A 25,788-nucleotide genomic window follows, 5' to 3' on the forward strand; every position below is an offset into this window, starting at 1 on the left:
CCTTTCAGCCGACCTTACGGACGAAATCCCGAATGGCATAGGTCGCATGCTGATAGGCGAGAACCGACTCCGCGCCCTCATTCAGATTGAGCCCCCGCGGATTTATGCCGTCCTTGCTGGTGCCCGTGAGCGCATCGCCGACGATTGCGCCGCGATCATTGGCCCCGGTAAACCATTCATAGGCCCGTCGCGCGTGCGCCAGCCAGATATCGTCGCCGGTCACGTCATAGGCGGCCGAAGCGGCATCGATCGCCGCCCAGACTTCAAGCGGTTGCTGGTCGAACGGCCGCGGCAGCGCATAGGCATAACCAAAACTGTCTGACCCGACGGGGCGATAATGACCCTGGGGCATAATCTGAACGTCGTTGATCCACCGCAGCGCCTCGACGCCGCACGCCGTGACGTCCGGACGCTCCAGCCGCACACCCGCGCGCAGCATCGCTTCGGCCAGGCGGCAATTGTCATAGGCGAGCACCGCTTCGAACCATCGCCAGCCAGGTCGCGCTGCGGCTCCGTATAGCGCGAGCAGCCGGTCGGCGCCGCTGCGCAGTAACCGGTTCGCCAGATCATGCTCAGGATGCGCCGCGAGCACGAAGTCGGCGCCGAGCATCGCAAAGGCGATCGCACGCGGCGACCCGAAATCCAGCGCGGACGCCGCGGTATGCTCGAACAGCTCAAGCGCCCACTGCCGCAGCCCCGGTTCGCGCGCATCGCGCGCCGTTGCGCCGAGTGCCCAGAGGGTTCGCCCGCAGCTATCCTCGGACCCCACATCCTCGAGCCAGTTGCGTCCGAAGCCCATGAAGTTGCGAAATTCGCCGCGGTCCGGGTTCCAGGCGTGCTGCACAAACGAAGCAAAGACCGAAGTCAGTTGCCCGCACCGGCCGAGCGCATCGTCGTCCAGCCGATGCATCAGCATCAGCGCGCGCGCATTGTCATCGACGCAATAGCCGTGTGCGCGATCGGGGATCATGTGAACGCTGTGCTGCAAGATGCCAGTATCGTCGCAAATGCGCAGGAAGCCGGCGATGCCGATCCGGTCGGGAATGGGCCCAGCTTTCGGCACGACGCGGCTCTCCGCGATCAGCGCGCAGGTGCGCTCCGCGAACACCGGCCAGATCATCTCGCGGCCGCGGTCATAGGCGCGGCGTTGCAGTGTGCGCAGCCGGTCGGCGTCGCCGAGCAGATAGCGGATCTCGTTCGCGATCGCTTCGCTATCGTTGAAGGGTACCAGCACGCCATGATCGTCGGCGAGCAGCTCAACCGCATGGACATAGGGCGTCGAAATCACGGCCTTGCCCAGCGCCATCGCATAGGAGAGCGTGCCCGACGTCGACTGCTGGGCCCCGGTATAAGGCGTCACATAGATGTCGGCGGCTTCGAGAAGATCGAGCAAATCGTCGGTGTCCATGAACGCATTGATCCAGCGGACATGCGCATCGACCCCGAGCGAGACGGCGAGCGCCTGGAGCCGGTCGCGATAGGCCTCGCCTTCATGCGCCAGCAGATTGGGATGCGTGGCACCCGCGATACAATAGAGGAACTCGGGGTGATCTTCGACGATCGCGGGCAATGCCTCGATAACCGCCTCGATCCCCTTGCCCGGAGACAAGAGCCCGAAGGTCAGTGCGACCTGTTTGCCCGCGAAGCCGAACTGCGGCTTGAACTGCGATGCGCGGCCAAATGGGCGGTCGGGAACGCCGTGCGCGACAAGTGCTATTTGATCTTCATCGGCCTGATAGACGCTGCGCAGCAGATCGCGCGAGCGTTCGGACATCACGACGAGCTTGGTCGCGCGCGCTATCAGACGATCCATGACGCGGCGCTGATCGGCGTCAGGCTTGGCGAGCACCGTGTGAAGCGTGACGATCAGCGGCGCGGAGACCCGGTCCACGAGTTCGAGCACCATATCTCCCGCCAGCCCGCCGAAGAGGCCGAACTCGTGCTGCAGCCAGACGATGTCGGCGCAGCTCGCCTCGATCTGTTTCGCCGTGTCGATGAAGCTGTCGACGTCGCCCTCGGTGATCGCGGCACGAACCACCTGGTCGAATATGGTCGGGGTCGCTGCGGGTGCCATCGCATAGACATCGACGGCTATCTCCGGCGCCGCCGCCGCGAGCGATGCATGGATATCGGCGGTGAAGGTCGCGATGCCGCAGCGCCGCGGAAGGAAACCGCCGATCAATGCGAGCCGGATGGTCGGCGCGACTGAGGGACGGAGCGATTGGCAAGCCTCAAGGCCTTCGTCGAACGACGTGCGATCGGGAGCTTCGTACACAGGTTTTACCTTCCAAAATGAAGCGGCAGAAGGCCTCACCCAAACAGATTGATTATGTTGGGACGCGCGGCGATTTAGCTGCGGCGCGTCCGGAAATAGAACAAATCAGCGGGGCTTTGGTTCCGCCGGACACCACTCCGCGCCAAAACCTCGGTCATTTCAGGCAAGTGATGATCGATGCGATAACCGCCAGCGTTTCGAGCGGATCGCGCACACAAATCGTGTCGAGCCCGAGCGTTTTTGCGGGATGACCATTGCCGCCGGGGAAAATTGCGTCGCCGATAAACATCATCGCGTCGAGCGGGATGCCGCTCTCATCGCGGAGTCTGATCAGCCCATAGGCCTTGTCGACCCCTTCGCCGGTGATGTCGATCGACATCGCGCCGCCCCTGTTGATCGATAGGCCGGGAAGACGCTGGCGAAGGTCATGCTGGATGATATTGCGCTTCGCAAAATCCGGATCCCATTTCTCTCCTTCGCGTCGATTGGCGCTTGATGGCCGGCGCCAAGAAGGTGATCTGGCTGCGCTTCGCGGTTCTCCGGCCGACGTGAATCGTCCGATCAGGATATGTCACAAAACGAAGCAAGTCCCGCAATCTATTGAGAAATACGCCACGGTCCATCGCGATAACCTCACCGATGACGAGGAATATGCTGGCTTAATCACGCCGCGGAGTCAGCATGGCGAGTAGGTCGAGGTTAACCTCGCCGCAACAGCAAGGGGTCGCTCGCCATGTCAAGTCTGTACATTTCGCCCGCCGGATCCGGAGACAAAAGCGGTCGCGACGTCAACAATGCGGCCTCAATCGGTTCGCTCAACACGCTGATCGGCAAAGCGGGTCCGGGGGGGGAGGTTTTGCTGCTGGCCGACCAGGGCGACTATAATGTCAACGGCATCCTCGGCATCACGCGCGGCGGTGCGGACGGCCAGCCGGTGGTTGTGCGGGGCATCGATTCGGACGGCAACGCCATGGCCGCGCATTTCACTGGTTCGCGCCCCGCCGACTGGCAGGCGGGCGATGCCTCCGGAAACGAGCTGTTCAAGCTCGGTACGGGGGCGGACAATCTCGAATTTCGCGATCTGCGGATCGATAATGTCGGCACGGCCTTTCGCGTCACCGCCGATATCGCCAATCTCCATATCGAGGATGTTGACGCGAACAATGTCCGCCGCTTCTTCGAAGATTATGCCAGCGCGCCGTCGGGCACTGCGACGATCACCGGGCTGACGATCCGTGACGTCGACGTGCAGGGGTTCTCCCGAACGGCGATCCGCCTCCAGTACGATACCAATAATGTGGTGATCGACAATGTGACCGCGGACATGGCCGGACAAACGGGCGACGACCTGCCCGCGGGCGTCCATCTCGACGGCACCGTCCACGATGTCACGCTCAATCGGGTGGTCATGGAGAATATCCAGAGCACCGCCGGCGCCTATTATAACGGCGACGGCTTCGCGACCGAGCGCGGCGTCTATGACATACGCTTCATCGACACGGTCGCGCGCGGCAATAGCGACGGGGGCTACGACCTTAAGTCGAGCGACACATTGATCGTCCGCGGGCTCAGCGAGGAGAATGGTCGCAACTACCGATTCTGGGGCGAGGCGACGATGATAGATTCGGTGGGCCTGAACCCGGTGCTGCGCGGCGGCATCTCCGAACAGAATCAGCTCTGGCTCGACGACGACGCCAACGTTACCGTTATCGGCGGGCGCTTCGACGATGCCGGATCGCGCACCAAGGTGATTTCCTCGCATGGGCGGCTCACCCTGCAAGGCGTCGAGATCACCCGTTCCGAACTCTCGACGCTTGCTACCCGCGATTCACTCCCCGGCCTCGACGGCATCGAGACAATCCGCGAAACGCTCACCGTCGATCGGGGCGCCGCCTCGCCCGGCGCGACCGGATATATCGCGTTGATTCCCCTGCCCGTGGTTCCGGCGGCGGATGCGCTGTTTGGCACCGCGCGCGATGACATCTTCCTTGTCGACGACAGCGGCGACCGGATCACCGAGGGCGCCAAGGCGGGGTTCGACCGGGTCGAGACGACGCTGGGCAGTTACACGCTCGGGGACAATGTCGAGGCGTTGATCCGCCGCGGCGCTGCCGATTTTGTCGGCAATGGCAACGCACTGGCCAATGTGATGATCGGCGGGGCGGGCAGCGACGCATTGAACGGGCTCGGCGGCAACGACGAGATCGCCGGCAATTCGGGCGATGATATACTCGCGGGGGGCAATGGCGAGGATCTGCTCTGGGGCGAGGCGGGTGCCGACATGCTGATCGGCGGTTGGCAGTCGGACACGCTCTCCGGCGGCACCGGCGCGGACCGGCTGGTCGGCGACCAGGAATGGCTGAACAGCCTGGGCGCCAATGACCGGCTCGACGGCGGCGACGATGCCGACCTGCTGATCGGCGATGCCACCAATATCTATGGCAGCGGCAAGGGCGGCAGCGACCGGCTGACTGGCGGCGCGGGGAACGACATATTGATCGGCGACGGCGACGTGATGAGGGATAGCGCCAAGGGCGGCGCGGACACGCTGGAGGGCGGCGACGGCAATGACTGGCTCTATGGCGACGGCCGCGAGTCTACCGCAACGGTCGCGGGTGGCGCGGACAAGCTCTACGGCGGCAGCGGCACCGACCATCTGATCGGCGGTGGCGGCAACGACCTGCTTGCGGGCGGTGCAGGCGCCGACTGGTTCGTCTTCGCGCCTGGCTCGGGTGCCGACGAAATCAGCGACTTTACCTCAGGCGCGGACCATATCGATCTCAGCGCCTTCGACATCGCCTATGAGCAACTCGCATTCATGTCGAGCGCCGACGGAACCCGCATCACCATGGGGACGGACAGCATCTTCGTCCGCGGCGCGCAGAGCTTTTCGCCCAATGATTTCGTCTTTGGCTGAGGCTCAGCCGAACACGAAGTCCGCCTGATCCAGCGCGGTGACGCCGCGCACGAAGATCGTATCGGTGCCGCCCAGCTGGATCGTCACCCCCGCGCTGCTCGTGGTGAAGCGCAGCGCTTCATAAGCGATATCGAAGGCGCTGAGGTCGATCCGGTCGGACTCGCCGCCGCCGCGGGTGAAGTCGGTGATCTCGTCGGCGCCCGATCCGGGCGCGAAGACGAAGCGGTCGCTCCCGCCGCCGCCGGTCAGCCTGTCAGCGCCGCCGCGCGCGCCAGCCGCCATAGTCATCGCGTCGCCGACCAGCACGTCGTTGCCGAGCCCGCCGATCAGCGTGTCGGCGCCGCCAATCCCGCTTGCGGTCATGCTCATCCCGTCGCCGACCAATATGTCGTCGCCGTCGCCGCCATCCAGCGTATCCCGCGCGGCAAGCGACGAGACCCATTCGGTATCACCAACCAGAAGATCGTTGCCCGCGCCGCCATAGAGCCGGTCGGTCTGCTGGCCGCCGTACAGCGTGTCGTCACCATCCTCGCCGGCGAGCATATCCTCGTTCTTCCCGCCATCGAGCCGGTCCGCGCCAGCGCCTCCGCGCAGCGTGTCGTTGCCGTCGTCGCCGGAGAGCGCATCGCCGCCTTCGCCGCCGGTCAGTATATTGGCCCCCGCGCTGCCGAGCAGCACGTCGGCGAAGGCCGAACCCTGCGCATTCTCGATACTGACCAGCCGGTCGCCCATCGCATCACCGCCAGTCGCGGTCTGGGCGCGCAGGTTGACCAGCACGCCGCCCAGCGAGCCCGCATATTCCACCGTGTCCGACCCCGCGCCGCCGTCGAGTATATCGCCGCCCGCCCCGCCGCGCAGCACGTCGCCGCCGTCTCCGCCGTTCAACCGATCCTCGCCGCCGCTACCAACAAGGAAATTGTCGAGCGTATTGCCCGTCATCGTCGCGCCGATCGTCCCGGTATAGACCAGTTCCTCGATATTGGCGCCGAGCGTGTAGCTGGTCGCGGCGGTGCGGATCCGGTCGCGTCCCTCCCCCGCCGCTTCGATCACCTGGTCGCCGGCCTCGTACACAACATAGAGGTCGTTGCCGGTGCCGCCGCGCAGCAGGTCGTTGCCGCCACCGCCGTCAAGCTGGTCGTCGCCGGCGCCGCCGAACAACAGATCGTCGCCGCCCCGCCCATAGAGGATGTCGCCGACCAGCACATCGTCGCCGCCGGTGATGCTGTCGGCATAGTTGGAGCCGATCACGGTCTCGATGTCGACCAGCCGGTCGCCCTCGGCCTCGCCGCCGCGATTGACGTTGGTGACGAGGTTCACGGTGATCGCGGCGGATTTGGTGTAATCGACCTGGTCGCGTCCCGCCCCGCCGTCGAGCAGGTCCGCGCCCGCGCCGCCAACCAGCTTGTCGTCGCCGTCGAGCCCGTAGAGTGCGTCATCCCCTGCCTTGCCGTAGAAGCCGTTGTCGAGCGCATTGCCGGTTCCGGTAAAGCCGCCGCTGCCGGTATAGCTCAAATCTTCGACGCCATCGGCGAGCGTCAGCGACGACAGGCTGGTGCGCACGATATCGACCCCGCCGCCGATCGTCTCGGTCACCTGGTCACCGGCATTGTCGACGACATAGGAGTCGTCGCCGGTGCCACCGATCATCGCATCGGCGCCGGCGCCGCCATCGAGCATATCGTTGCCCGCACCGCCCTCCAGCCGATTGGCGTTCGCGTCGCCCGTCAGCGTGTCGGCAAAGGCGCTGCCCACGACGGCCTCAATCCCGGCGATACTGTCGCCCTGCGCATCGCCGCCCGACACCGCGCCGGTAGCGAGGTTGATCTTCACGCCGATAGCGCTGTTCGAATAAACCACCGTATCGAAGCCGCCCGCGCCGTCGATCCGGTCGCCGCCCGCACCGCCGACGAGGATCTGATCGCCGCCATCGCCGATCAGCGTATCGGCAAAGCCGGTGCCGATGAAACGCTCGATCCCGTCGAAGCGGTCGCCCTCGGCATCGCCGCCGCTGCTCGCGCCGGTCTGGAGGTCGATCGAGACGGCACCTGTATTGGCGCTGTAGTCGACCGTATCGATGCCGTCTCCGCCGATCAGCATATCGGCGCCCGCGCCGCCCTGAAGCAGATCGTCGCCGCCGCGCCCTTCGAGCCGATCCGCGCCCGCGCCGCCATATAATGTCTCGTCGGCGCCCACCCCAGCCAGCACATCGTCGAAGACCGAGCCAACCAGCGCCTCGATGCTCAACAGCCGGTCGCCTGCCGCATCGCCGGTTCCACCCTGCACCGACAGGGCAAGGTCGACCTGCACCGCCACCGCCGAGCCCGAATAATCTGCCGTATCGAGGCCGTCGTGCCCATCAAGCAGGTCCGCGCCCTTGCCGCCGACCAGCAGATTGCCGCCAACGTCGCCGTTCAGCACATCGTCGAACGCCGAGCCGATCAGCCCCTCGATCGCGACGAGCGCCACCCCGGCCGAAGCCGCGCCCGCCGCAAGGTCCGCCGTCACTGCAGACCTAGAGGTCGAAAAGTCTGCCATATCGAAGCCCGCGCCGCCGTCGAGCCGGTCCGCTCCGCCGTTGCCGACCAGCCGGTCGTCGCCTGCGCCACCCGACAGCAGATTGACCGCGCCATCGCCGACCAGCACGTCGCCAAAGCCGCTACCGACCAGATTCTCGATGTCCGCCAGCACATCGCCTGCGGCATCGCCGCCGCTGCCGGTGCCGCCCAGCACCGCGTTAACCGCTGCGCCGCTCGCCGAATAATCGGCGGTGTCGATCCCCGCGCCGCCGGTCAGCCGGTCCGCGCCCGCGCCGCCGGCCAGCACATTGTCGAAGGCATCGCCGGTCAGCACATCGCCGAAGGCCGAACCAACCAGCCGCTCGATTGCCTCGAGCCGGTCGCCTTGGGCATCGCCTCCAGTGCCGGTGCCGGTAGCGAGATCGACCGTGACCGCCGCACCACTCTCCGAATAGTCCGCGCTGTCGAACCCCGCACCCCCGATCAGCGTGTCGGCACCCATGCCGCCAACCAGCAAATCTTCGCCGCCGCGTCCCTCGATCCGGTCGTCTCCCGCGCCGCCGCCGAACCAGTCCGCGCCTTCGGTGCCCGAGAGCGTGTCGGCAAAGCTCGAGCCGTCCACGGCCTCGATACCGACCAGACGATCGCCCGCAGCCTCGCCGCCGCTCGCCGCGCCGTCGGCCAGATCGACGACGACGCCCGCGCCGCTGCTGCCATAATCCACACGGTCGAACCCGCCACCGCCGTTGAGCAAATCCGCACCCGCGCCGCCGTCGAGCATATCGTCGCCGGCACCGCCCGAAAGCGCGTCGTCCCCCGCACCGCCAAACAGCCGGTTCGCGCCCGCGTCGCCCGATAGCGTGTCGGCAAAAGCCGAACCCTCGACATCCTCGAACCCGTCGAACAGGTCGCCCGCAGCATCGCCGCCGCTGGCGGTAAGCCGCATCAGATCGACCCGCACCGCAGCATCGCTGCCCGCGTAACTCAGCAGATCGCGCCCGGCGCCGCCGACCAATATGTCGGCGCCCGCCCCGCCGGTCAGCACATCGTCGCCGGCATTGCCGACCAGCATGTCTTTGCCTGCACCGCCGATCAGCAAATCGACACCCGCGGTACCGCCGATCAGGTCGTCGCCCGCGGTCCCCGCCGCAACCACCACGCGCTGCCCGTCCAGCGTCAGCATCGACCCCGTACCCTTCTTCCAGGTCAGCGTGCCCCCGCCAGTGGCAAGGCCATAGTCACGCACGGTTAGCGCCCCATTCCTCTCGGCGAGGTTGAACAAAGTCGGCGAGCCGGCATCGGAGAAGAGCGCCCCGTCGATCGTCGCATTGGCGCCCTCGGCCAGCCAGATATGCTCGCGATTGCCGCCAGCCAGCGGCGCGCCGGCATCGAGGCTGACGGTGTTGCTGAGCTGCCCGCCCGTGCCCCACAGCCGGATGTTGCGGCCGTTGCCCGAAACGATCGCGCCGTCCACCACGATATTGTCGCTTTTCAGGTCGAGCCCGCCATCGCTGTTGCCGGTGGCGATCACGTCGCGCAGCGTGATGTCATAGGTGCCGCGTTCGGTCGCAAAGCCGTCGCCGTTGCGATAATCATTCACCGTGTCGAGCGCGTTGCGCATGGCGACGCGATCGATCGTCACATCGTGCGCGGTGCCGGTGATGTGGACGCCGATCGCGAAATTGTCGCCGTCCTGGAACAGGCTGTCGCCGCGCACATCCTCGATCAGCACATTATTGCTGTTATACTGGACCCGGATCGCGCCCTTCGAATAGCCATCCACGGCGACATCGCGGATCGTGAGCCCGGAGATCGTCGCGCTGGCATTGGCGCCGGAGACCATATTGTCGAAGAAGCGCGAGACGTTGGCGGCATCGACATGCTCGATCGTGAGGTTGCGCACATCGGCGCCAACGCGAAAGGCCGTGCCGACATTCTCGAAGGCCAGATCGCTGAAACGCAGATTGTCCGCGCCGCCGAGCAGCCGGAAGACTTCCTCGCCCGAGGGATTGGCCGGGTCGAAGGGCTCGGGCCGCGTGCCGGCGATCGTCGCCGCCATCGCATTGCCCGCGCTGTCTACCCCGCGGATCGTCACCGGCGCGCTCGCCGTTCCGCCGCCGACGATCGCCAGCGGCCCAGTCGGCGCGGCATAGTCGCCCTGATCGGCGAGCAGCAGCACCTGCCCGCCCGGCCCCGCCGCTGCGATGAGCTGCGGCAGGTCGTTCAGCGTCGCAGCGTTCGCCGCGCTCGAGCCGTCGCCCGAACCGCTGCCGGTCGGCGAGATGTAAAGGGTGGGCATGGCAGGGCTCCCGTCATAAGCCTGAAAACATACCCCCCACTTGATCGCGACCAGACAGCCCGCGACGGCAGCCGGGTCAACCATATGCTGCACCTGCGAACGCCGAATTGCCCCTTTGCTCCGACGACCGGAGCGGCGGCGCCTTCGCTCGCCAGATTTTGGCCGCTACCAAGGTTCGTGCCGGACGATCCCCATTGCCGCACCCCGCAGATTTCAACACCTCGAGAATCCGATCGGAGACCCACCGTGCAGCAGGACCTGTCCCTCGGGACGTCGGAGCCGCCTGTGGACAGCGGGCTCGCCGCCTTCGCCCAAATCCTTGCGATGCACCGTATTGTCGCCGACCCGGCGGAGCTGCGCCACAGCCTGGGCCATGCCGATCCCGTCGCCGCATCCGACCTGCTGCGCCTCGCAAAGCGCATCGATGGCGTCCGCGCCCGCGCCACGACCGCCAATTTCGAACGGTTGCGGCGCCTTCCCATGCCGGTGATGGCCAGCGGCGCGGAGGGCTGGTTCGTCATCGGCCGCGTCGGCGAAGACGCCGTCGCGGTCCAGCGTCCCGGCGACGCGATCGAGCGCTGGGACCGCGCCGCGCTGGAAGCCCGCTGGTCGGGCGCGCTGCTCCTCGTCGCCACGCGCGATTCCGCGCAGGTTGCCGCGCCCGCCTTCGACATGACCTGGTTCATTCCCCAGATCGTCAAATACCGGAAGCTGATCGGCGAGGTGCTGTTGATCACGCTCGCGCTCAACCTGCTCGGCCTCGCCGCGCCGCTCTTTTTCCAGAATGTCGTCGACAAGGTGCTGGCACACAACAGCTTGGCAACGCTGCAGGTGCTCGCCATCGGGCTGGTGATCGTTTCGCTGTGGGAAGTCGCGTTCGGCTGGCTGCGGACCCGCCTCTATTCGGAAACGAGCCAGAAATTGGACGTCGAGCTGGGCAGCCGCCTCTTTCGCCACCTGCTCCGCCTGCCGCTCGCCTATTTCGAAAATCGGCGCGTCGGCGACACCGTTACCCGTGTCCGCGAGCTGGAGACGGTGCGCGAGTTCATGACGAATGCCTCGCTCACCGTCCTGATCGATCCGCTGTTCACGATCGTCTTCATGGTCGCGATGTGGCTCTATTCGCCCCTGCTCTTCGTCATCGTCGCGCTCACCCTCCCCGCCTATGTGATCGTCTCGCTCGTCGTGACCGGCCCTTTGCGCCGCCGACTCGACGAGAAGTTCGCGCGCGGCGCCGCGAACAATGCGCTGCTCGTCGAGAGCGTCTCGGGGATGCAGACGCTCAAGGCCGCAGCGGTGGAACCGCAATGGCAGGACCGCTGGGAACGCCAGCTCGCGGCGTACAGCGCCGCCAACCAGCGTGTGATCAACCTCGGCAATTCGGGCAGCCAAGCGGTTCAGCTCATCTCCAAATTGAGCCTTGCCGCGATCCTGTTCTTCGGCGCGCAGCAGGTGATCGCCGGCGCGCTGACGGTCGGCGGGCTGGTCGCGTTCAACATGTTCGCGCAGCGCGTCTCGGGTCCGGTCATCCGCATGGCGCAGCTCTGGCAGGATTTCCAGCAGGTTCGCCTCTCGGTCCAGCGAATGGGCGACATCCTGAACACCGGCACCGAACCCGGCGCCGGATCGCGCACGACTTTGCCCGCGCTGCAGGGCCATATCCGCTTCGAGGGTGTCCGCTTCCGCTATGCCGCCGAAGGCCCGTGGACGCTCGACGACATCGACCTCGATCTGCCCGCCGGCGCCACGCTCGGCATCGCCGGCGCCTCAGGCTCGGGCAAGTCGACGCTCACCAAATTGCTCCAACGCCTCTATCTGCCTGCGAGCGGCCGCGTGCTGATCGACGGCGTCGACATCGCCCAGATCGATCCTTCATGGCTGCGCCGCCAGATCGGTGTGGTGTTGCAGGAGAATATCCTGTTCAACCGCTCGATCCGCGAGAATATCGCGCTCGCCGACCCCGTCACGCCGATCGAGCGCGTGATGACCGCCGCCCGCCTCGCCGGCGCGCATGATTTCATCCTGGAACTGCCGCGGGGTTATGACACGATCGTCGAGGAGCGCGGCGTCAATTTCTCGGGCGGGCAGCGGCAGCGCCTCGCAATCGCGCGCGCGCTGATCACCAACCCGCGCATCCTGATCCTCGACGAGGCGACCTCGGCGCTCGATGCCGAGAGCGAGGAGATCGTCCAGCGGAACCTCAAGGCCATCGCCGCCGGGCGCACCGTGCTGATCATCGCGCATCGCCTTTCCGCGATCCGCCAGTGCGACCGCATCCTGACGCTCGACAAGGGGCGCATCGTCGAGAGCGGCACGCATGACGAATTGATCCGCCTCGGCGGCCGCTATGCCGCGCTCCATTACCGCCAGATCGGTGTTCAGGCGGGAGCCCCGACATGAACGCGATCAAACGTCACTGGACCGCCGTCCGCGACGCGCTCGACAATGAACGGGCGCGATCGCGTGGGGTTTTGCGCACCGAGGAGGCGGATTTCCTTCCCGCCGCGCTCGAAGTGGTCGAGTGCCCCGTTTCGCCGACCGCGCGGGTCACCGCTTGGGCTTTGCTCGGGCTGTTCGCCGCCGCGCTGCTCTGGCTGGTCCTTGGCCGGGTCGACGTCGTCGCGTCGGCGCCGGGCAAGCTGGTCCCCGCCGACGACGTTCAGCTGATCCAGCCCGGCGCGGCGGGGATCGTCCACGCCATATTGGTCCGCGACGGCCAGCGCGTCCGCGCCGGCCAGCCGCTGGTCGAGCTCGATCCCACCGTCTCCGACGCCGATACGGCGCAAGCGAGCAAGGCGCTGGAGACCGCGATGCTCGACGCCGCGCGGCTGCGCGCCATATTGTCCGCGCTCGACGGCCAGGGTCTCAGCTTCACTCCGCCCGCCGGAACCGCGCCAGACGTCGCCGCCACCCAGATCGCGCTCGCGCGCGCCCAGCTCGCCGAGATCCGAGCGGGCAGCCAAACGCGTGCCGCCGACACCGAATCCGCTCGCGCCGCCCGCGCCGAGGCGCAGATCCAGGCAGCCAAGCTGAGCGAAACGCTGCCGCTGCTCGACGAACAGATCGCCGCCAACGAAACGCTGCTCGAAAAAGGCTATGTCTCGAAGCTGCGCGTGATTGAGATGCGCCGCCAGCGCCTCGTCGCCGCGCGCGACCGCGACGCCGCGCTCGCCACCGCGCGCAAGGCGGAAGCGCAAATCGCGGTCGCCGGCGGCAATTCGAGCCAATCGACCGCCGAGGCGCGCGCGCGCGTCCTCGCCGAACTCGCCAAGGCGGAAAGCGACGCGCGGCTGCGCAAGGAGGAGCTAACCAAAGCGACGAAACGCAGCACCCTCCAGCGCCTCGTCAGCCCCGTTGACGGCACGGTCACGCAACTTGCTGTCCACACCGTCGGCGGCGTGGTCGAGGCGGCGAAGCCGATTATGATCATCGTGCCCGTGCGCGGAAAGCTGATCGCCGAAGTGACGATCGCCAACAAGGATGTGGGATTCGTCAGCGTCGGCCAGCCGGTCGCGCTGAAGGTCGAGGCCTTTCCCTTCACGCGCTACGGCGCGGTGCCGGGCAGGCTGGAGCAGATCAGTTCGGATGCCGTTCAGGACGAAAAGCGCGGCCTCATCTACACCGCGCGGGTAACGCTCGATCGCGCGACGATCGTGCGCGACGGTAGGGCGGTCCCCCTAACCCCCGGGATGGCGGTCACCGCCGATATCCGCACCGGCCGCCGTTCGCTTGCTTCCTATCTGCTGAGCCCGATCGACGAGATGCGCGCGACAGCCGCGCGGGAGCGCTGACGCCATCTCCCGCGCGGAATTCGCAAATTGAGAGTGGATCAGGGAAGCGTGCGACGCCCACCCCTGCCAAACACAAAGCCGACCACGACAAGGACAACCGCCACAACAAGCAAAATCTTGGCGAAGTCCGCAGAAAGCCCGGCGATGCCGCCAAAGCCGAGCAGTGCCGCGACCAGCGCAACGACCGCGAAAATGATGGCCCATCTGAACATAATATTCTCCTTAGAGGGCGCATGCCTCATCTCGCTCCCGCGTGTAACCGCAGAAGTGGCGGAGGATCCCGCCGCATCATCCTGTCTGGATAAGCGGTCAACGCCGGTTCGACGCTAAAGTTCCTGCGATGCACAGGCGTCGGGCCAACGCCACGCACGCTATCAATCGAAAACCTCGACCTCGCGGGTCTCGCGGATATCGAGCGATGAGGACCCGGCACGAATCCGGTAGCGGCCTCGCCCATGAGCCTCCATTGATATGGCCGCTCGCCCGTCGTTCCCCCGGCACTCCCCCAGCGCGGCCGAAAGCATAGTGGTTGCCGGGCAATGTCACTTTGCATCGATACCATTTTGACCCTTACGCGTGCACCCGACCCGCAAGGAACGTTCCGGCGCGCGGGGGATTGGTCCTGCATGGACACGCGCTCCGGTCAGATGGCCCCCGTGGCCGGCTCTTCCACCACCCCCTGGACCGATCGGCCCCGGCGCTGGGCGAAGACCGCATGGACGCCCGCGTGGCTCGCAAAGCGTCCAAGGCCGCTACGGATCGCGATACGCACCGTTGCAATCATCCTGCTCACGCTGTTTGCGATCTGGCTGATTCTCTTCATCACCAAGGGTCGGTTCCTGAAAGGCCCTTTCGAACGCTTCGCCACGTCGCAGCTTGAACGGCAGGTCGATATAGGCGGCGATTTCCAGCTCTATTTCGCGCCCTTCAACGTCAAATTCTACGCCGAGGATATCCGCATCGCGAACCCCTCATGGGCGCGCGAAAAGCAGTTTTTCATGGCGAAGACGGTCGACACAAGGGTTGCCACGCTGCCGCTGATCTTTGGCAACCGCATCCTGCGCTTTGCCGATCTCGACGGCGCGCGGGTGGCGCTTGAATGGGACAGCGGCAACAGGCGGAACAGCTGGACTTTCGGCGACCCGAACCGCCCTCCCGAGCCGCTCGAGCTGCCACGGATCCAGCGCGCCGCGATCACGCAGAGCGGCCTCAGCTACCGCGATCCCAAATTGCGGCTGTTCGCCGACATCGATATCGACACCATCCGCGCGTCCGGCACGCGTATCAATGACGATATCCGTTTTTCCGGGCGCGGGACGATGCACACGCAGCCGTTCACCCTGTCCGGCGGCCTCTCCTCGCCGAACGAAACCATCGTGGGCGGCAAGAATGACCTGACGCTTCATGCCGTCGGGCTCGGCAATACGCTCGACGTATCGGGCACGTTGCCCGGTCCGACCGAACTCGAGGGCGCCGATCTCAAATTGCAGTCGCGCGGCGGCAATCTGTCGCGCCTTTTCGACTTCCTCGGCGTCGCGATCCCCGATACCCGCCGCTACCGCGTCACGTCGGCGCTGACCTATGAGGATGAAGTCTGGAAGCTCACGGGTATTAAAGGGATGTTCGGCGACAGCGACCTTGCCGGCTCGCTGGCGGTCAGCCAGCCGAAAGGGCGGGTCTATCTGAAGGCCGATTTGACCACCCGGTCGCTCAACATCATCGATGCGGGACCGTTCGTCGGCTATGATCCGCAGCGGCTCGACAAGATGGGAACCGGCGGCACGGTCGAGACGGTCGGCGGCCGCCCGCGCGTGCTCCCCGACGCCCCGCTGCGCGTCGAGGCGCTCAGGCGGTTCGACGTCGACCTCCGCTACCGGGCCACCAGGGTGCGCGCAAAAAGCTTTCCGATCAGCAATGTCGACCTGACACTCGCACTCAAGAACGGACTAATGGAGCTCAAGCCGTTCAATTTCGTCGTTGCCGGCGGGACGGTCAAAAGCGACGTGGCGATCGACGCACGCCCCGCCATGGTGCGCACCGAATATGATATCCGCCTGTCGCCGACGCGGCTCGACACCTTGCTTGCCGGCTTCGGAGCCGAGCAGTCGGGGACGACGGGCACGGTCAGCGGGCGCATGAAGATGGTGGGCTTCGGCGACAGCGTGCACCAGTCGCTCGCGACGTCGAACGGCCGCATCGCCTTTGTCCTGCCGCAGGGCACATTCTGGACGCGTAATGTCCAGCTCGCCGAACTCGACTTCGGAACGTTCGTACAAAAGATGTTTCAGGACAAGCTCAAGAAACCGGTCGAGATCAACTGCGGGGTGATCGCCTTCACGGTCCGCGGCGGCGTCGCAGCGGCCGACCCAATCCTGATCGACACCAAGAAGAATGTGATGATTGGCCGCGGCGGTTTCTCGTTCCGCAACGAGGCAATCGACCTGGCGGTCCGCGCCGACGGCAAAACCTTCAGCCTCTTTTCGGGCCAGTCGCCGGTCGGCGTCGGCGGCTATTTCGCGGCGCCCAAAATCGATCCGGTGAGCGACGAGCTCGCTGGACGCGCGGGGGCCGCGCTTGGTCTCGGCTTACTCGCCGGCCCCGCGGCGCTGGTCATCCCGTTCGTCGATGCCGGCGATGCCAAGGCGGCGCAATGCGGCCCCATCCTCGCCGGCGCCACCGCGCAGGCGCAACGGACGAGCAAAGGCAAACCGCGCGACGATGTCGGCAAAGGCACGACCGCCAAGTCGGAAGACGGCAAGCAGAGCGGCGACGAAGGGAAAAAACAGCGCAAGAAGTTCCTCGGCATTTTCTAATGCCGGTTCGTCGATATTTTGCGTGTGCAGCACGGCGCGCGGTCGCGGCTTAGGCGTCCCGGGCAAGCGCAAGCGCGCCGAGCGGACCTGCACGCGAACGCAGGCCGGGCGGCTGGAGGAAATTGTCGATATCCTCGGAAACGAGCGCCGTAGCCGCATAGCCCGCGAGACTGTCGATCAACATGCAAATGCATTTGGTTCCGCCGAGCTCGACCCCCGCGAGCACCCTAAAACTGGTCCTTCAGCATCTCGCCGATCGAATTGTTGAAATGGCTCTCCATCGCGGCGCGCGCGCGCGCGGGATCGCGCGCAGCGATGGCCTCGGCAACCTCGCGGTGCAGCGCGAGCGTCTCGTCGCGCTCTTGACTGGTGCTCCGTCCAGCCCAGGCGCGCGGGATCGCCACCGCCATCAGCTCCTCGAACGAGCGGACGATTTGAAGGAATAGCTGATTGCCGCTCGCCTCGGCGATCGTCTGGTGAAAAATCGTGTCGGCGGCGGTCCGCGCCGCTTCGTCATGCTCGACCGACAGGCCATGCGCTGCGGTCAGGATCGCGCGCGCCTGCTCGTCGGTGCGGTTGATCGCGGCGAGTTCGGCGGTGCGCAGTTCGAGCGTGCGGCGCACCTCCCACACGTCGGCGAGCGACACCTGCGCGGTGTTGACCGCATGCCCCATCGACGCCGCCATCACCGATCCATCGATCGCGCCCACGCGCGGCTTGCGCCCATTGCCGACGTCGACCAGGCGAAGCGCCGCGAGCGCGCCGAACGCCTCGCGCATCACCGGGCGGCTAACGCCAAGCCGCGTCGCAAAGCTCCCCTCGCCCGGCAGCGTGTCGCCGACCTTTAGGTCGTTTGTCCGGATGAAGTCGCGCACCGATTCGACCGCGCGGTCGACAAGCGAACCCCGGCCGGACGGATCGAGCATCCCGCTCATGCCGCCACTCCGACCCGCCGCATCGCGGTCGGCGCCATGCCGAAGCGACGCGAAAAGGCGCGCGTGAAGCTGGCGTTGTTGAGATAGCCGCAGCGATAGCCAATGCTCGCCACGGGCAAATCGCTCGCCGCAAGCATCTGTCGCGCCTGACGCAGCCGCCGATCGCTCAGCGCCTCGGCAACGCTGCATTGATAGAGCTCGCGAAACCCGCGCGTTAGCTTGTCGCGATTGATCCCGCAGCTTTTGGCAATGTCGTCGATCGTCAATTTCTCGTGCCAACGGGTGTCGACGATCCGACGCGCCGCCGCGATCCGCGCGATGTCGCTTTCGGTCAGGCTTGGCTGTCCGTCGACAGGGATGAGGGCGCCGGCGCGGAGCGCGGCGAAGAATTGGCAAAGGAGTTCGATGCTGCGCGCGAGGCGCAGCGTGTCCGCCGCCGCCTCGTCGCAATCGGGCGCGACGATCGACTGGCCGAGCGTGCGCAGGTCCGACGGCAGGAACCAGCGCGCGTCGGCGTCGGGCAGGTCGCTGAACAGGCGGCGGCACGCGGCGCGCGATACGGCGAAGACGAGCAAATGCCCTTCACTCTCGAGTTCGCGAAAGGTCAATGTGCGGACGACGGGTTCACCGATGTCGCCGAAGCCAAGCAGCAGCGCATCGGGGGGCAGCAACAGGCGGTCGCATGGACCACGGCCGACAAAGGTGGTCATTTCGGGCGACACGATCACCGGATGCTTGGACATATGCTCGGACGGCATGGCATGATTCTCCCTGCCCATCTGCATAAACCTATCTTACAGCTTTCGCAATACCTATCTGATAGGTTCAGGTGCCCGCCGCATCGCGAGCAGGAAGGCGAAGAAAGACAGCCCGCTGACGATGACGCCGACGAGCGCCAGCGCCTCCGCAAGCATCGCCTCGCCGCCCATCAGCGCACTGACGCGCGTCACCACCCACGGTGCGAGACCGAAGCCGATCAGCCCCGCGATCGCGATGAAGGCGCCGATGCAGAGACCGCGCAGTTCGTTAGGTAGCAGCACGGTCAGCGCGACCGAGACGACGAGCCCGGTCACCGCGCCGCACATCGACATCACGCCGAGCGCGACGGCAAGGCCGGTCACGCTGGGCATCAGCGGGAACAGCGCCGCCGGCACCCCGATCCCCGCCGCGATCACCGCACCGAGCAGGATGCCGCCGCGGCGGTGGCTTTTCTGTCCGATATCGGCCGAAATCCCGCCAAGTACCGCGCCCGCGACGCCGGTGCCGAACAAAAGAGCGCCGACCCAGCCGGCGAACTGCTGCGGCTGGAGCCCGAAGTCGCGCGACAGCACGGGCGCGACCCAGACCGTAGCGGCGACGTCGGCCATCACGACCGCGACCTGTCCCGCGAAGAGCGGCCCGAGAAAGCTGCGGCGCGCCCAGAGTTCGGCAGCGACGATGCGGAAAGGCGCATCGGGGCTCGCCTCGACCTCGCGCCGTTCGGGTTCGCGCAGGAATAGCAAGGGCAGCAGACACAGCGCGCTGATCGCGGCGAGCAGCACATGCGCGCCGCGCCACGGCGCAAGATCCGCGAGCCAGCCCGGCGCCGAAAAATCCGCGAGCAGGCCGAACAGCCAGCCGGTGAGCGCAAACCCGAGCGCGACGCCAAGCGCTTTGCCGAGGTTGACGATCAGCATCGCGCGGCCGCGCTGTTCGGGCGCGCAAAAATCGGCGCAGAGCGACAGCGCCGCGGTGAGCGAACCCGTCGAGCCGATGCCGACGAGCATCCGCGCCGCAGTGAGCAGCCCCGCGCTCGGCGCAAAGGCCGTGAGCAACGTACCAAGCGTCCAGAGCACGGCCAACCCGATCGTCAACCGCACCCGGTTGCGGCGATCGACGAGGATTCCGATCGGGATCGAGAAGAGCACCATCGGCACCGCTGCGCCGAGCCCCTGGATCAACGCGAGCGCGTCGTCGCTGAGCGCCAGTTCGGCCTTGGCGCTTTCCTGGATCGTGCCGAAGCTGCCGAGCGCGGTGAAACCCATCGTCGTCACCAGCGCGAGCAGCAGCAACGGGATGAGCGTCGCGGGCGCGGTCAGGCGCGGCGCCGGCGTGGCGAACGGTTCGGCCTGCGTCGCCATCACAGGGTAAAAATCTTACCGGGATTGAATAGATTCTGCGGATCGAGCGCGCGCTTGATCATCCGCATCTGTTCGACCGCATCGCCGAGTTCGGCGACAAGCCACGCCTGTTTGCCGATGCCGATGCCATGTTCGCCCGTGCACGTCCCGTCCATCGCGAGCGCGCGCTCGACGAGCCGCGCGTTGATCGCCTCGACCTCCGCCATTTCGTCGGGCACGTCGGGGTCGATCGAGAAGATCACATGGAAATTGCCGTCGCCGACATGGCCGAGGATCGTCGCGGGGACGCTCGATTTGTCGAGATCGACATGCGTCTCGGCGATGCATTCGGCGAGGCGGCTGATCGGCACGCAGACGTCAGTCGCCCAGCCGATCGCGCCCGCACGCATATTGACCGCGGCGTAATAGGCTTCATGTCTGGCGCGCCACAATTTGGTGCGCTCCTCGGGCAGGTTCGACCAGTTGAAGGCGCTGCCGCCATTGGACTCGGCGAGCGCTTTCACCGTCTCGACCTGCTCGGCGACATTCGCCGGGCTGCCGTGGAATTCGAAGAACAAAGTCGGCGCTTCGGGATAATCGAGCTTCGACCAGCGGTTGACCGCGATCATTTGCTTCGTGTCGAGGATCTCGACGCGCGCGAGCGGGACCGCGCACTGGATCGACTGGACGACGGTATCGACCGCGCCGCCCAAGGTGTCGAAGCTGCAAACAGCGGCCGAGATGGTGTCGGGAACCGGATGCAGGCGCAGCGTCACTTCGGTGATGATGCCGAGCGTGCCCTCGGAGCCGACATAGAGCCGGGTCAGATCATAACCCGCCGCCGATTTGCGCGCGCGGCGCGCGGTGCGGATCACCTTGCCCTGCGGCGTCACGATTTGCAGGCTGAGAACCGCATCCTTCATCGTGCCGTAACGCACCGCGTTGGTGCCCGACGCGCGCGTCGACGCCATGCCGCCGATCGTCGCATTGGCGCCGGGGTCGATCGGGAAGAAGAGCCCCTGATCGCGCAGATGGACGTTGAGTTCCTCGCGGCGCACGCCGGGCTGGACGACACAGTCGAAATCCTCGGCGTTGACCGCGATCACCTTGTCCATCTGGCTCATGTCGAGCGAGATGCCGCCGTTGACCGCGAGCGCATTGCCCTCGATCGACGTCCCCGCGCCGAACGGAACGATCGGGATGTCCGCGGCCGAACAGAGCGTCACCAGCGCGACGACATCGTCGGTCGAATGCGCAAAGACCACGGCGTCGGGCAGCACGGGAGCGAAATGGGACTCGCTCGATCCATGCTGCCCGAGCACCGCTTGGCCGCGCTGGAAACGGTCCCCGAACCGCCCTTCCAGCGCCCCCACCAAGTTAGCGGGAAGCGGTTTGCGCCCTCCCGGATGCTCCGTTCCCGCCATGGTCAGAACTTCAGGCTTGCGCGCACGCCATAACGGCGGCGGTCGCCGGTGATGCCGAGGTCGGAGGCAGGAAGGCCCGCGAGCGCCAGCGTCGTCTGTTCGATATAGCTTTCGAAATACTCCGTGTTGAAGATGTTGTTCGCGAACAGCGCCACCTCGACCGGGCCGGTGCGGTACGCGATCGACGCATTCGTCAGCCAATAGCTGTCGAGGAGGGTCGGCGTCGTCTCGTTGAGCGTCGCGGCAAGCCGCTTGCCCTTGCCAACCAGCCCCGCGCTCAGCGTCACGTCGCTGTCGCCGCCCATCTCGATCCGGTAATCGCTCGAAAAGCTCGCCGTCCAGTCGGGCTGGAAGGTCAGCCGGTCGGACGACAGCAGGCGGCCGGTCGTCGCGGTATAGGCACTGTCGTCGGTGATGCGGGCGTGCATCCAGGTTAGCCCGCTGCGCAGCGTCCAGGCCTGCACCGGGCGCACCATCGCTTCGAGTTCGATGCCATAGCTTTCGACGTCGCCGGTGTTGAGATCGACCGTGACCAGCCCGCCTCCAGCAGCGGGAGCGATCGAGTTCAGCCCGATATAATCCTTGTAATCGCTATAGAAGACGGCGCCCGACAGGTTGAATCCCGGCGACGAATATTTCGCGCCCGCTTCATAGGTCCACGCGGAGTCGCCCCGATAGGTGCGCGTCGGCGCGGTGGGGGCGTTGAACCCGCCACCGCGATAGCCGCGCGCGACCGAGACATAAGTCATCAGGTCGGGGGTCCATTTGCGCGTGATCGACAGCTTGGGCTGCCATTCGTCAGACTTGATCGTCGCGGTCGGGACAATGCCGCCCGCCGTCGCGGTGCCGAGCACCGTCGTCGTCGCGCTGACCACCGACCCGTTCGCGGTACGGCTCTCATGATCGAAGCGCAGACCGGCAGCGATTTCCCAGTCGAGGCCGGGCTTGAAGAAGAGCGTACCGAACGCCGCATAAGTATCGCCGACATTCTTCACGCTCGTGGTACGCAGGATCGAAACCGGCCCCAGCACCGGATGCGTCAGGCTGATCGTGTCCTGCCCGCGCGCGCGGACCATCTCGTTTGAATAGAAGACGCCGAACAGGGTCGAAAACTGGTCCGACCATTCGCTGTCGAGGCGCGATTCCAGCGTCATCGTGCGCAGGCTGTCGCGCGCGACCGTCCGCACCGTGTCGGTCGGCCCGAAATCGCCTTCGCCGTCCGGGGTGAAGCCGTTGCGCATATCATAGGCGCCTATGACGCTGAGCTTCGACCCGCCGCCAAGGTCGGCCTCGGCGCGCGCGTTGAAGCCGCGATATTTGTACGAGACGCGGTTGATCGTGTTGAACTGGACGTCGCGCGAATAATCCTTAGGGCCCGTCACGCGCGAGTAAGGCGTGTTCACCCCGTCGACCCAGTCGTAATAGCCCTTGACCGTAAGCGCGAAGCCATCCGAAGGCGTCACCCGCAGCGTCGCGTTGACGCTGTCGGTGTTGAACGGATTGGCATTGCCGCCAATGACGGTGTTGGTCAGGAAGCCGTCCTGCTGACGGTGCGCGGCGGCGACGCGCAGCGCGATCTTGTCGGTTACGATGGGGCCCGAGACTGAGCCCGACACCATCCATGAATCGTCGGGTCCGGCATAGCTGCCGTTCGCCCGGACCTCGAAATCATTACCCGGCTGGCGCGTGATGACATTGATCGCGCCGCCCATCGTGTTCTTGCCGTACAGCGTCCCCTGCGGCCCACGCAGCACTTCGATGCGCTCGACGTCGACCAACGGGTTGTTCAGATAGGCGGTGTTCGGCTGATAAATACCGTCGATAAACAGCCCGACGCCGGGCTGGACGCTCTGCACAAGCGTCACGCCGACGCCGCGGATCGAAACGAAGGCGCGGCCGGTGCCGTCGCTGTTGATGTTGAGGCCGGGCGAAAGCACCGCCGCCTCGCGCACCGAGTTGAACCCGCGCGCAATCAGCGTGTCGCCGGTAATCGCGGTGGCGGCGATAGGAATATCGTTCAACGTCTCTTCGCGCTTACGCGCGGTCACGACGATCGTGCCCTCGTCTTCGGCTTCGGCGGCCACCTGAGTGGCCGCGTTATCCTGAGCAAAAACGGGCGCGGCGCCCAAGGTGGCAACCAGCACGAGCGTCGAAACAGCGGCAAATCGGAATTTGGTCATCAGGCATCCCCAAAAACGGCGGTCTCGGCCGCCCGTGGAACCTATATGACAGCTATAAGACCTATATGAAAGGTATGTAGGTTGTGCCGATCCGCAGACTGGGTTTGCAGCAGCCCATTTCCCAGCCCCACATTCCGTTGGTGTTGAGCTTGTCGAAGCACCGTTCTTTCTGGCGCCCCCAAAAGAGAAGGGCCGCCCTTGGACAAGCTCAAGGCGAACGGAGTTGAAAGATCGGAGCCGGCCCTCTTGGCCTACCAGCAGCTGTAACCGCCGTCGGCGAGCACGACGCTGCCGGTCATCAAACTCGCCATGTCCGACGCAAGGAACAGGATCACCGACGCGACTTCCTCGGGCTCTCCCAGCCGCGCCTGCGGCGTCCCGTCGATCCAGCGGCGGTACATTTCGCCCTGTTTGTCAGCGAAAGCGTTGAGCGGCGTCGCGATATAGGTTGGCGCCACCGCGTTGACGCGCACCCCGCGCCCCGCCCATTCGGCGGCGAGGCTCTTGGTCAGCTGGTGCATCGCCGCCTTCGAAGCATTGTAATAGCTTTGCGGCTGGGGGCGGTTGACGATGAAGCCTGACATCGACCCGACATTGACGATGCTCCCCTGCCCCGCTGCGAGCATGTGCCGCCCGAAGGCGCGCGCGCACCAGAAGCTGCCGTTGAGGTTTACGTCGAGCACATTGAGCCAATGTTCGTCGGCGACATCCTCGGCCGCTGTTTCGCTGCGGGCGATCCCGGCATTGTTGACGAGGATGTCGATCCGGCCGTCGCGTGCGAGCATTGCGGCGGCGGCGGCATCGACCGCGGCGCTATCGGTGACGTCGAGCACTTCGGCGAAGACCGCATAGCCCTTGGCCGCGAGATCGGCGACCGCGCGGTCGAGCGCGGTGGCGTCGCGATCGGCGATCGTGACCTTCGCGCCGGCTTCGGCCAGCGCTTCGGCGGTCGCGAGGCCGATTCCTTGCGCGCCGCCCGTAACAAAGGCCGTGCGCCCACCCAAGCGCAGCTTGTCGAGATACATCGACTTACTCCGGAACGAAGGCGGCGGCGGCCATCATGGGTTCGTGCAGCGCCTCGCCGCGCGTCATCTGATACACCATCCGGTACGCCCCGAACTCGGGCCAGGGCATCGCACCCGTCCGCGCGAACCCGGCCCACAGGTCGTGAACCCGATCGGCAAGCGCCTGCGGCGGGTCTATCCCCGCCAACCCGCGCGGCCCGGTGACGGTCGGCAGCGTCTTGAACACGAACGGCATCTCGATCCCGTGGCACGCGCCCAGTTCGCCGGCGCACGCGGGCGAGCGCCAGTCGAACTCGTACATCCACGTCTTGCCCTGATGCGCCGAGGCATATTGGCGCGCCGGCCAGCGGAAGACGAGGTCGTTCATCGCTTCGGTCAGCGCCTCGCCGGGCCGCACGCCCGGCTGCTTGTAGCCATAGGCCTTCAGCACCGCCGTCGCCTGCGGATGCGACCGCCCGAGAAGCCAGCGCGCCAGCAGCCCGCCGATCTTCTTGCGCACCCCCGTCGGCACGAAATAGAGGTTCATCTCCTCGGCATTGCTGCCGATGACGACTTCCACGTCGCGCCCGGCCCCTTTGCGCAGCGCGTCGATCGGCTTTTCGGGCAGCACATCGTCGCCATAGACCGGAATGAAACGGCTGATCCCATACACCGGCTCGCGCCCGTCATTTCCGCGCAAATCGACCGCCCAAGGCTTTGCCACCTTCTCGATCGCATCCATCGCCGCGGCATGCGTGACGGTGCTAAAACCCCCGGCGTCGGGGCTGACACGCAATATTTTCGCCAACTTCCGCACCAACCGCTGCGCCACTTCGATCTCGCGCACCATCGCGCCATGGCCGCTCTGGATGATCGCCCGAGCGAACAGGCCCTTCGCCAGCGGCGAGGTAATCAGGTCGGCGATCGCCATCGCGCCCGCGCTCTCCCCGAACACGGTGATCTTGGCCGGATCGCCGCCAAAGGCCGCTATATTGCGCTGTACCCATTCGAGCGCGAAGATCATGTCGCGCAGGCCCAGATTGGTCGGCGCGCCGGGCACCGGCAAAAAGCCATCGATCCCCATACGGTAGTTGATCGCGACACAGACGATGCCCGAGGCAGCAAAGGCGCTACCGTCGTGGACCGACGCATCCTTGCAGCCGCCGACAAAGCCGCCACCGTGGATAAAGACCATCACCGGCGCCGCCGTGGCATCCTTGGGCGCCCAGACATTCAGCCGAAGATAGTCGCCATCGCTGCCATCGCTGCCCGGACCGACGAGCGGCGTCGGGTCGACCATGGGGAAAGGCTTGATCCGGTGCGGCGCCGCGGGGCCCGGATCATCCATATCGCGCACCCCCTCCCACGGAAGCGGCGGACGCGGACGTTCGAAACGCTCGGGAGGCGCGGCGTAAGGGATGCCGAAAAACCGCACGACAGGGCCATCGACGCGCCCGCGTATCGCGCCGCTATCGATTTCGATCGGCGCACCATATTGTTCTTCAGCGATCATTGCGTCGGCATATCATCTGGTA

At 66.0% G+C, this 25,788-nt stretch carries 15 protein-coding genes and 1 pseudogene; 4 read left to right on the forward strand and 12 right to left on the reverse strand.

The genetic code is table 11. The annotated features are described in order from the left end of the window. Positions 1–4: 4 nt before the first annotated feature. Both SKP52_RS10815 and SKP52_RS10820 read right to left on the reverse strand, forming a co-directional pair. The gene (locus SKP52_RS10815) at positions 5–2,275 is read right to left on the reverse strand and encodes a glycosyltransferase family 4 protein (RefSeq protein ID WP_228383896.1); all 2,271 of its coding nucleotides are present in this window, start codon (positions 2,273–2,275) and stop codon (positions 5–7) included. A 154-nt stretch (positions 2,276–2,429) separates the two neighbouring features. Continuing rightward, positions 2,430–2,805 (reverse strand): annotated as a pseudogene (locus tag SKP52_RS10820) (HAD hydrolase family protein); the annotation flags it as partial. A 203-nt stretch (positions 2,806–3,008) separates the two neighbouring features. On the opposite strand from SKP52_RS10820, the gene SKP52_RS10825 reads away from it, so the two are divergent. Then, positions 3,009–5,192 (forward strand): calcium-binding protein, encoded by a 2,184-nt coding sequence (locus tag SKP52_RS10825; RefSeq protein WP_039574703.1) that lies wholly within the window; start codon positions 3,009–3,011, stop codon positions 5,190–5,192. A 3-nt stretch (positions 5,193–5,195) separates the two neighbouring features. Here the strand turns inward: SKP52_RS10825 and SKP52_RS27220 are convergent, their stop codons facing one another. Further along, positions 5,196–10,007: a beta strand repeat-containing protein gene (locus SKP52_RS27220; protein ID WP_160292393.1), complete on the reverse strand. Its 4,812-nt coding sequence runs from the start codon at positions 10,005–10,007 to the stop codon at positions 5,196–5,198. 324 nt (positions 10,008–10,331) lie between these two features. Here SKP52_RS27220 and SKP52_RS10835 point away from each other — a divergent pair, with 324 nt between their 5' ends. Together SKP52_RS10835 and SKP52_RS10840 are read left to right on the forward strand one after the other, a co-directional pair. After that, positions 10,332–12,407, forward strand: coding sequence for a type I secretion system permease/ATPase (locus tag SKP52_RS10835; protein ID WP_267128058.1), 2,076 nt, complete (start codon positions 10,332–10,334; stop codon positions 12,405–12,407). Further along, positions 12,404–13,798, forward strand: a complete 1,395-nt coding sequence (locus SKP52_RS10840; RefSeq protein WP_039574706.1) for an HlyD family type I secretion periplasmic adaptor subunit — start codon at positions 12,404–12,406, stop codon at positions 13,796–13,798. The genes SKP52_RS10835 and SKP52_RS10840 overlap by 4 nt, the downstream gene beginning before the upstream one ends. 38 nt (positions 13,799–13,836) lie before the next feature. Here the strand turns inward: SKP52_RS10840 and SKP52_RS25250 are convergent, their stop codons facing one another. After that, positions 13,837–14,010: a DUF1328 family protein gene (locus SKP52_RS25250; protein WP_039574708.1), complete on the reverse strand. Its 174-nt coding sequence runs from the start codon at positions 14,008–14,010 to the stop codon at positions 13,837–13,839. Between the two features lie 414 nt (positions 14,011–14,424). On the opposite strand from SKP52_RS25250, the gene SKP52_RS10850 reads away from it, so the two are divergent. Beyond that, positions 14,425–16,611: an AsmA family protein gene (locus SKP52_RS10850; RefSeq protein WP_228383898.1), complete on the forward strand. Its 2,187-nt coding sequence runs from the start codon at positions 14,425–14,427 to the stop codon at positions 16,609–16,611. Positions 16,612–16,660: 49 nt separating this feature from the next. On the opposite strand, the gene SKP52_RS27225 is transcribed toward SKP52_RS10850, so the two are convergent. The 8 genes from SKP52_RS27225 to SKP52_RS10885 all read right to left on the reverse strand — a co-directional run bounded on the left by SKP52_RS27225 (position 16,661) and on the right by SKP52_RS10885 (position 25,766). Further along, complete coding sequence (locus SKP52_RS27225) at positions 16,661–16,795, reverse strand: hypothetical protein (protein ID WP_267128049.1); 135 nt, start codon at positions 16,793–16,795, stop codon at positions 16,661–16,663. A gap of 43 nt (positions 16,796–16,838) precedes the next feature. After that, on the reverse strand, positions 16,839–17,546 hold the full coding sequence (locus SKP52_RS10855) for a FadR/GntR family transcriptional regulator (protein WP_052208112.1): 708 nt from the start codon (positions 17,544–17,546) through the stop codon (positions 16,839–16,841). Further along, positions 17,543–18,304, reverse strand: a complete 762-nt coding sequence (locus SKP52_RS10860) for a helix-turn-helix transcriptional regulator (RefSeq protein ID WP_160292394.1) — start codon at positions 18,302–18,304, stop codon at positions 17,543–17,545. Before SKP52_RS10860 ends, SKP52_RS10855 begins: the two co-directional genes overlap by 4 nt. Positions 18,305–18,358: 54 nt before the next feature. Continuing rightward, the gene (locus tag SKP52_RS10865; protein WP_039574709.1) at positions 18,359–19,666 is read right to left on the reverse strand and encodes an MFS transporter; all 1,308 of its coding nucleotides are present in this window, start codon (positions 19,664–19,666) and stop codon (positions 18,359–18,361) included. After that, the gene (locus SKP52_RS10870; protein ID WP_039574711.1) at positions 19,666–21,069 is read right to left on the reverse strand and encodes an FAD-binding oxidoreductase; all 1,404 of its coding nucleotides are present in this window, start codon (positions 21,067–21,069) and stop codon (positions 19,666–19,668) included. Before SKP52_RS10870 ends, SKP52_RS10865 begins: the two co-directional genes overlap by 1 nt. A 2-nt stretch (positions 21,070–21,071) precedes the next feature. Continuing rightward, the gene (locus tag SKP52_RS10875; protein WP_039574713.1) at positions 21,072–23,249 is read right to left on the reverse strand and encodes a TonB-dependent receptor; all 2,178 of its coding nucleotides are present in this window, start codon (positions 23,247–23,249) and stop codon (positions 21,072–21,074) included. Between the two features lie 251 nt (positions 23,250–23,500). Then, positions 23,501–24,274, reverse strand: a complete 774-nt coding sequence (locus tag SKP52_RS10880; protein WP_039574715.1) for an SDR family NAD(P)-dependent oxidoreductase — start codon at positions 24,272–24,274, stop codon at positions 23,501–23,503. Positions 24,275–24,278: 4 nt separating this feature from the next. Further along, positions 24,279–25,766: a carboxylesterase/lipase family protein gene (locus SKP52_RS10885; protein ID WP_052208114.1), complete on the reverse strand. Its 1,488-nt coding sequence runs from the start codon at positions 25,764–25,766 to the stop codon at positions 24,279–24,281. Between the last annotated feature and the right edge of the window lie 22 nt (positions 25,767–25,788).

The sequence above is a fragment of the Sphingopyxis fribergensis genome (assembly GCF_000803645.1).
GTDB lineage: Bacteria > Pseudomonadota > Alphaproteobacteria > Sphingomonadales > Sphingomonadaceae > Sphingopyxis > Sphingopyxis fribergensis.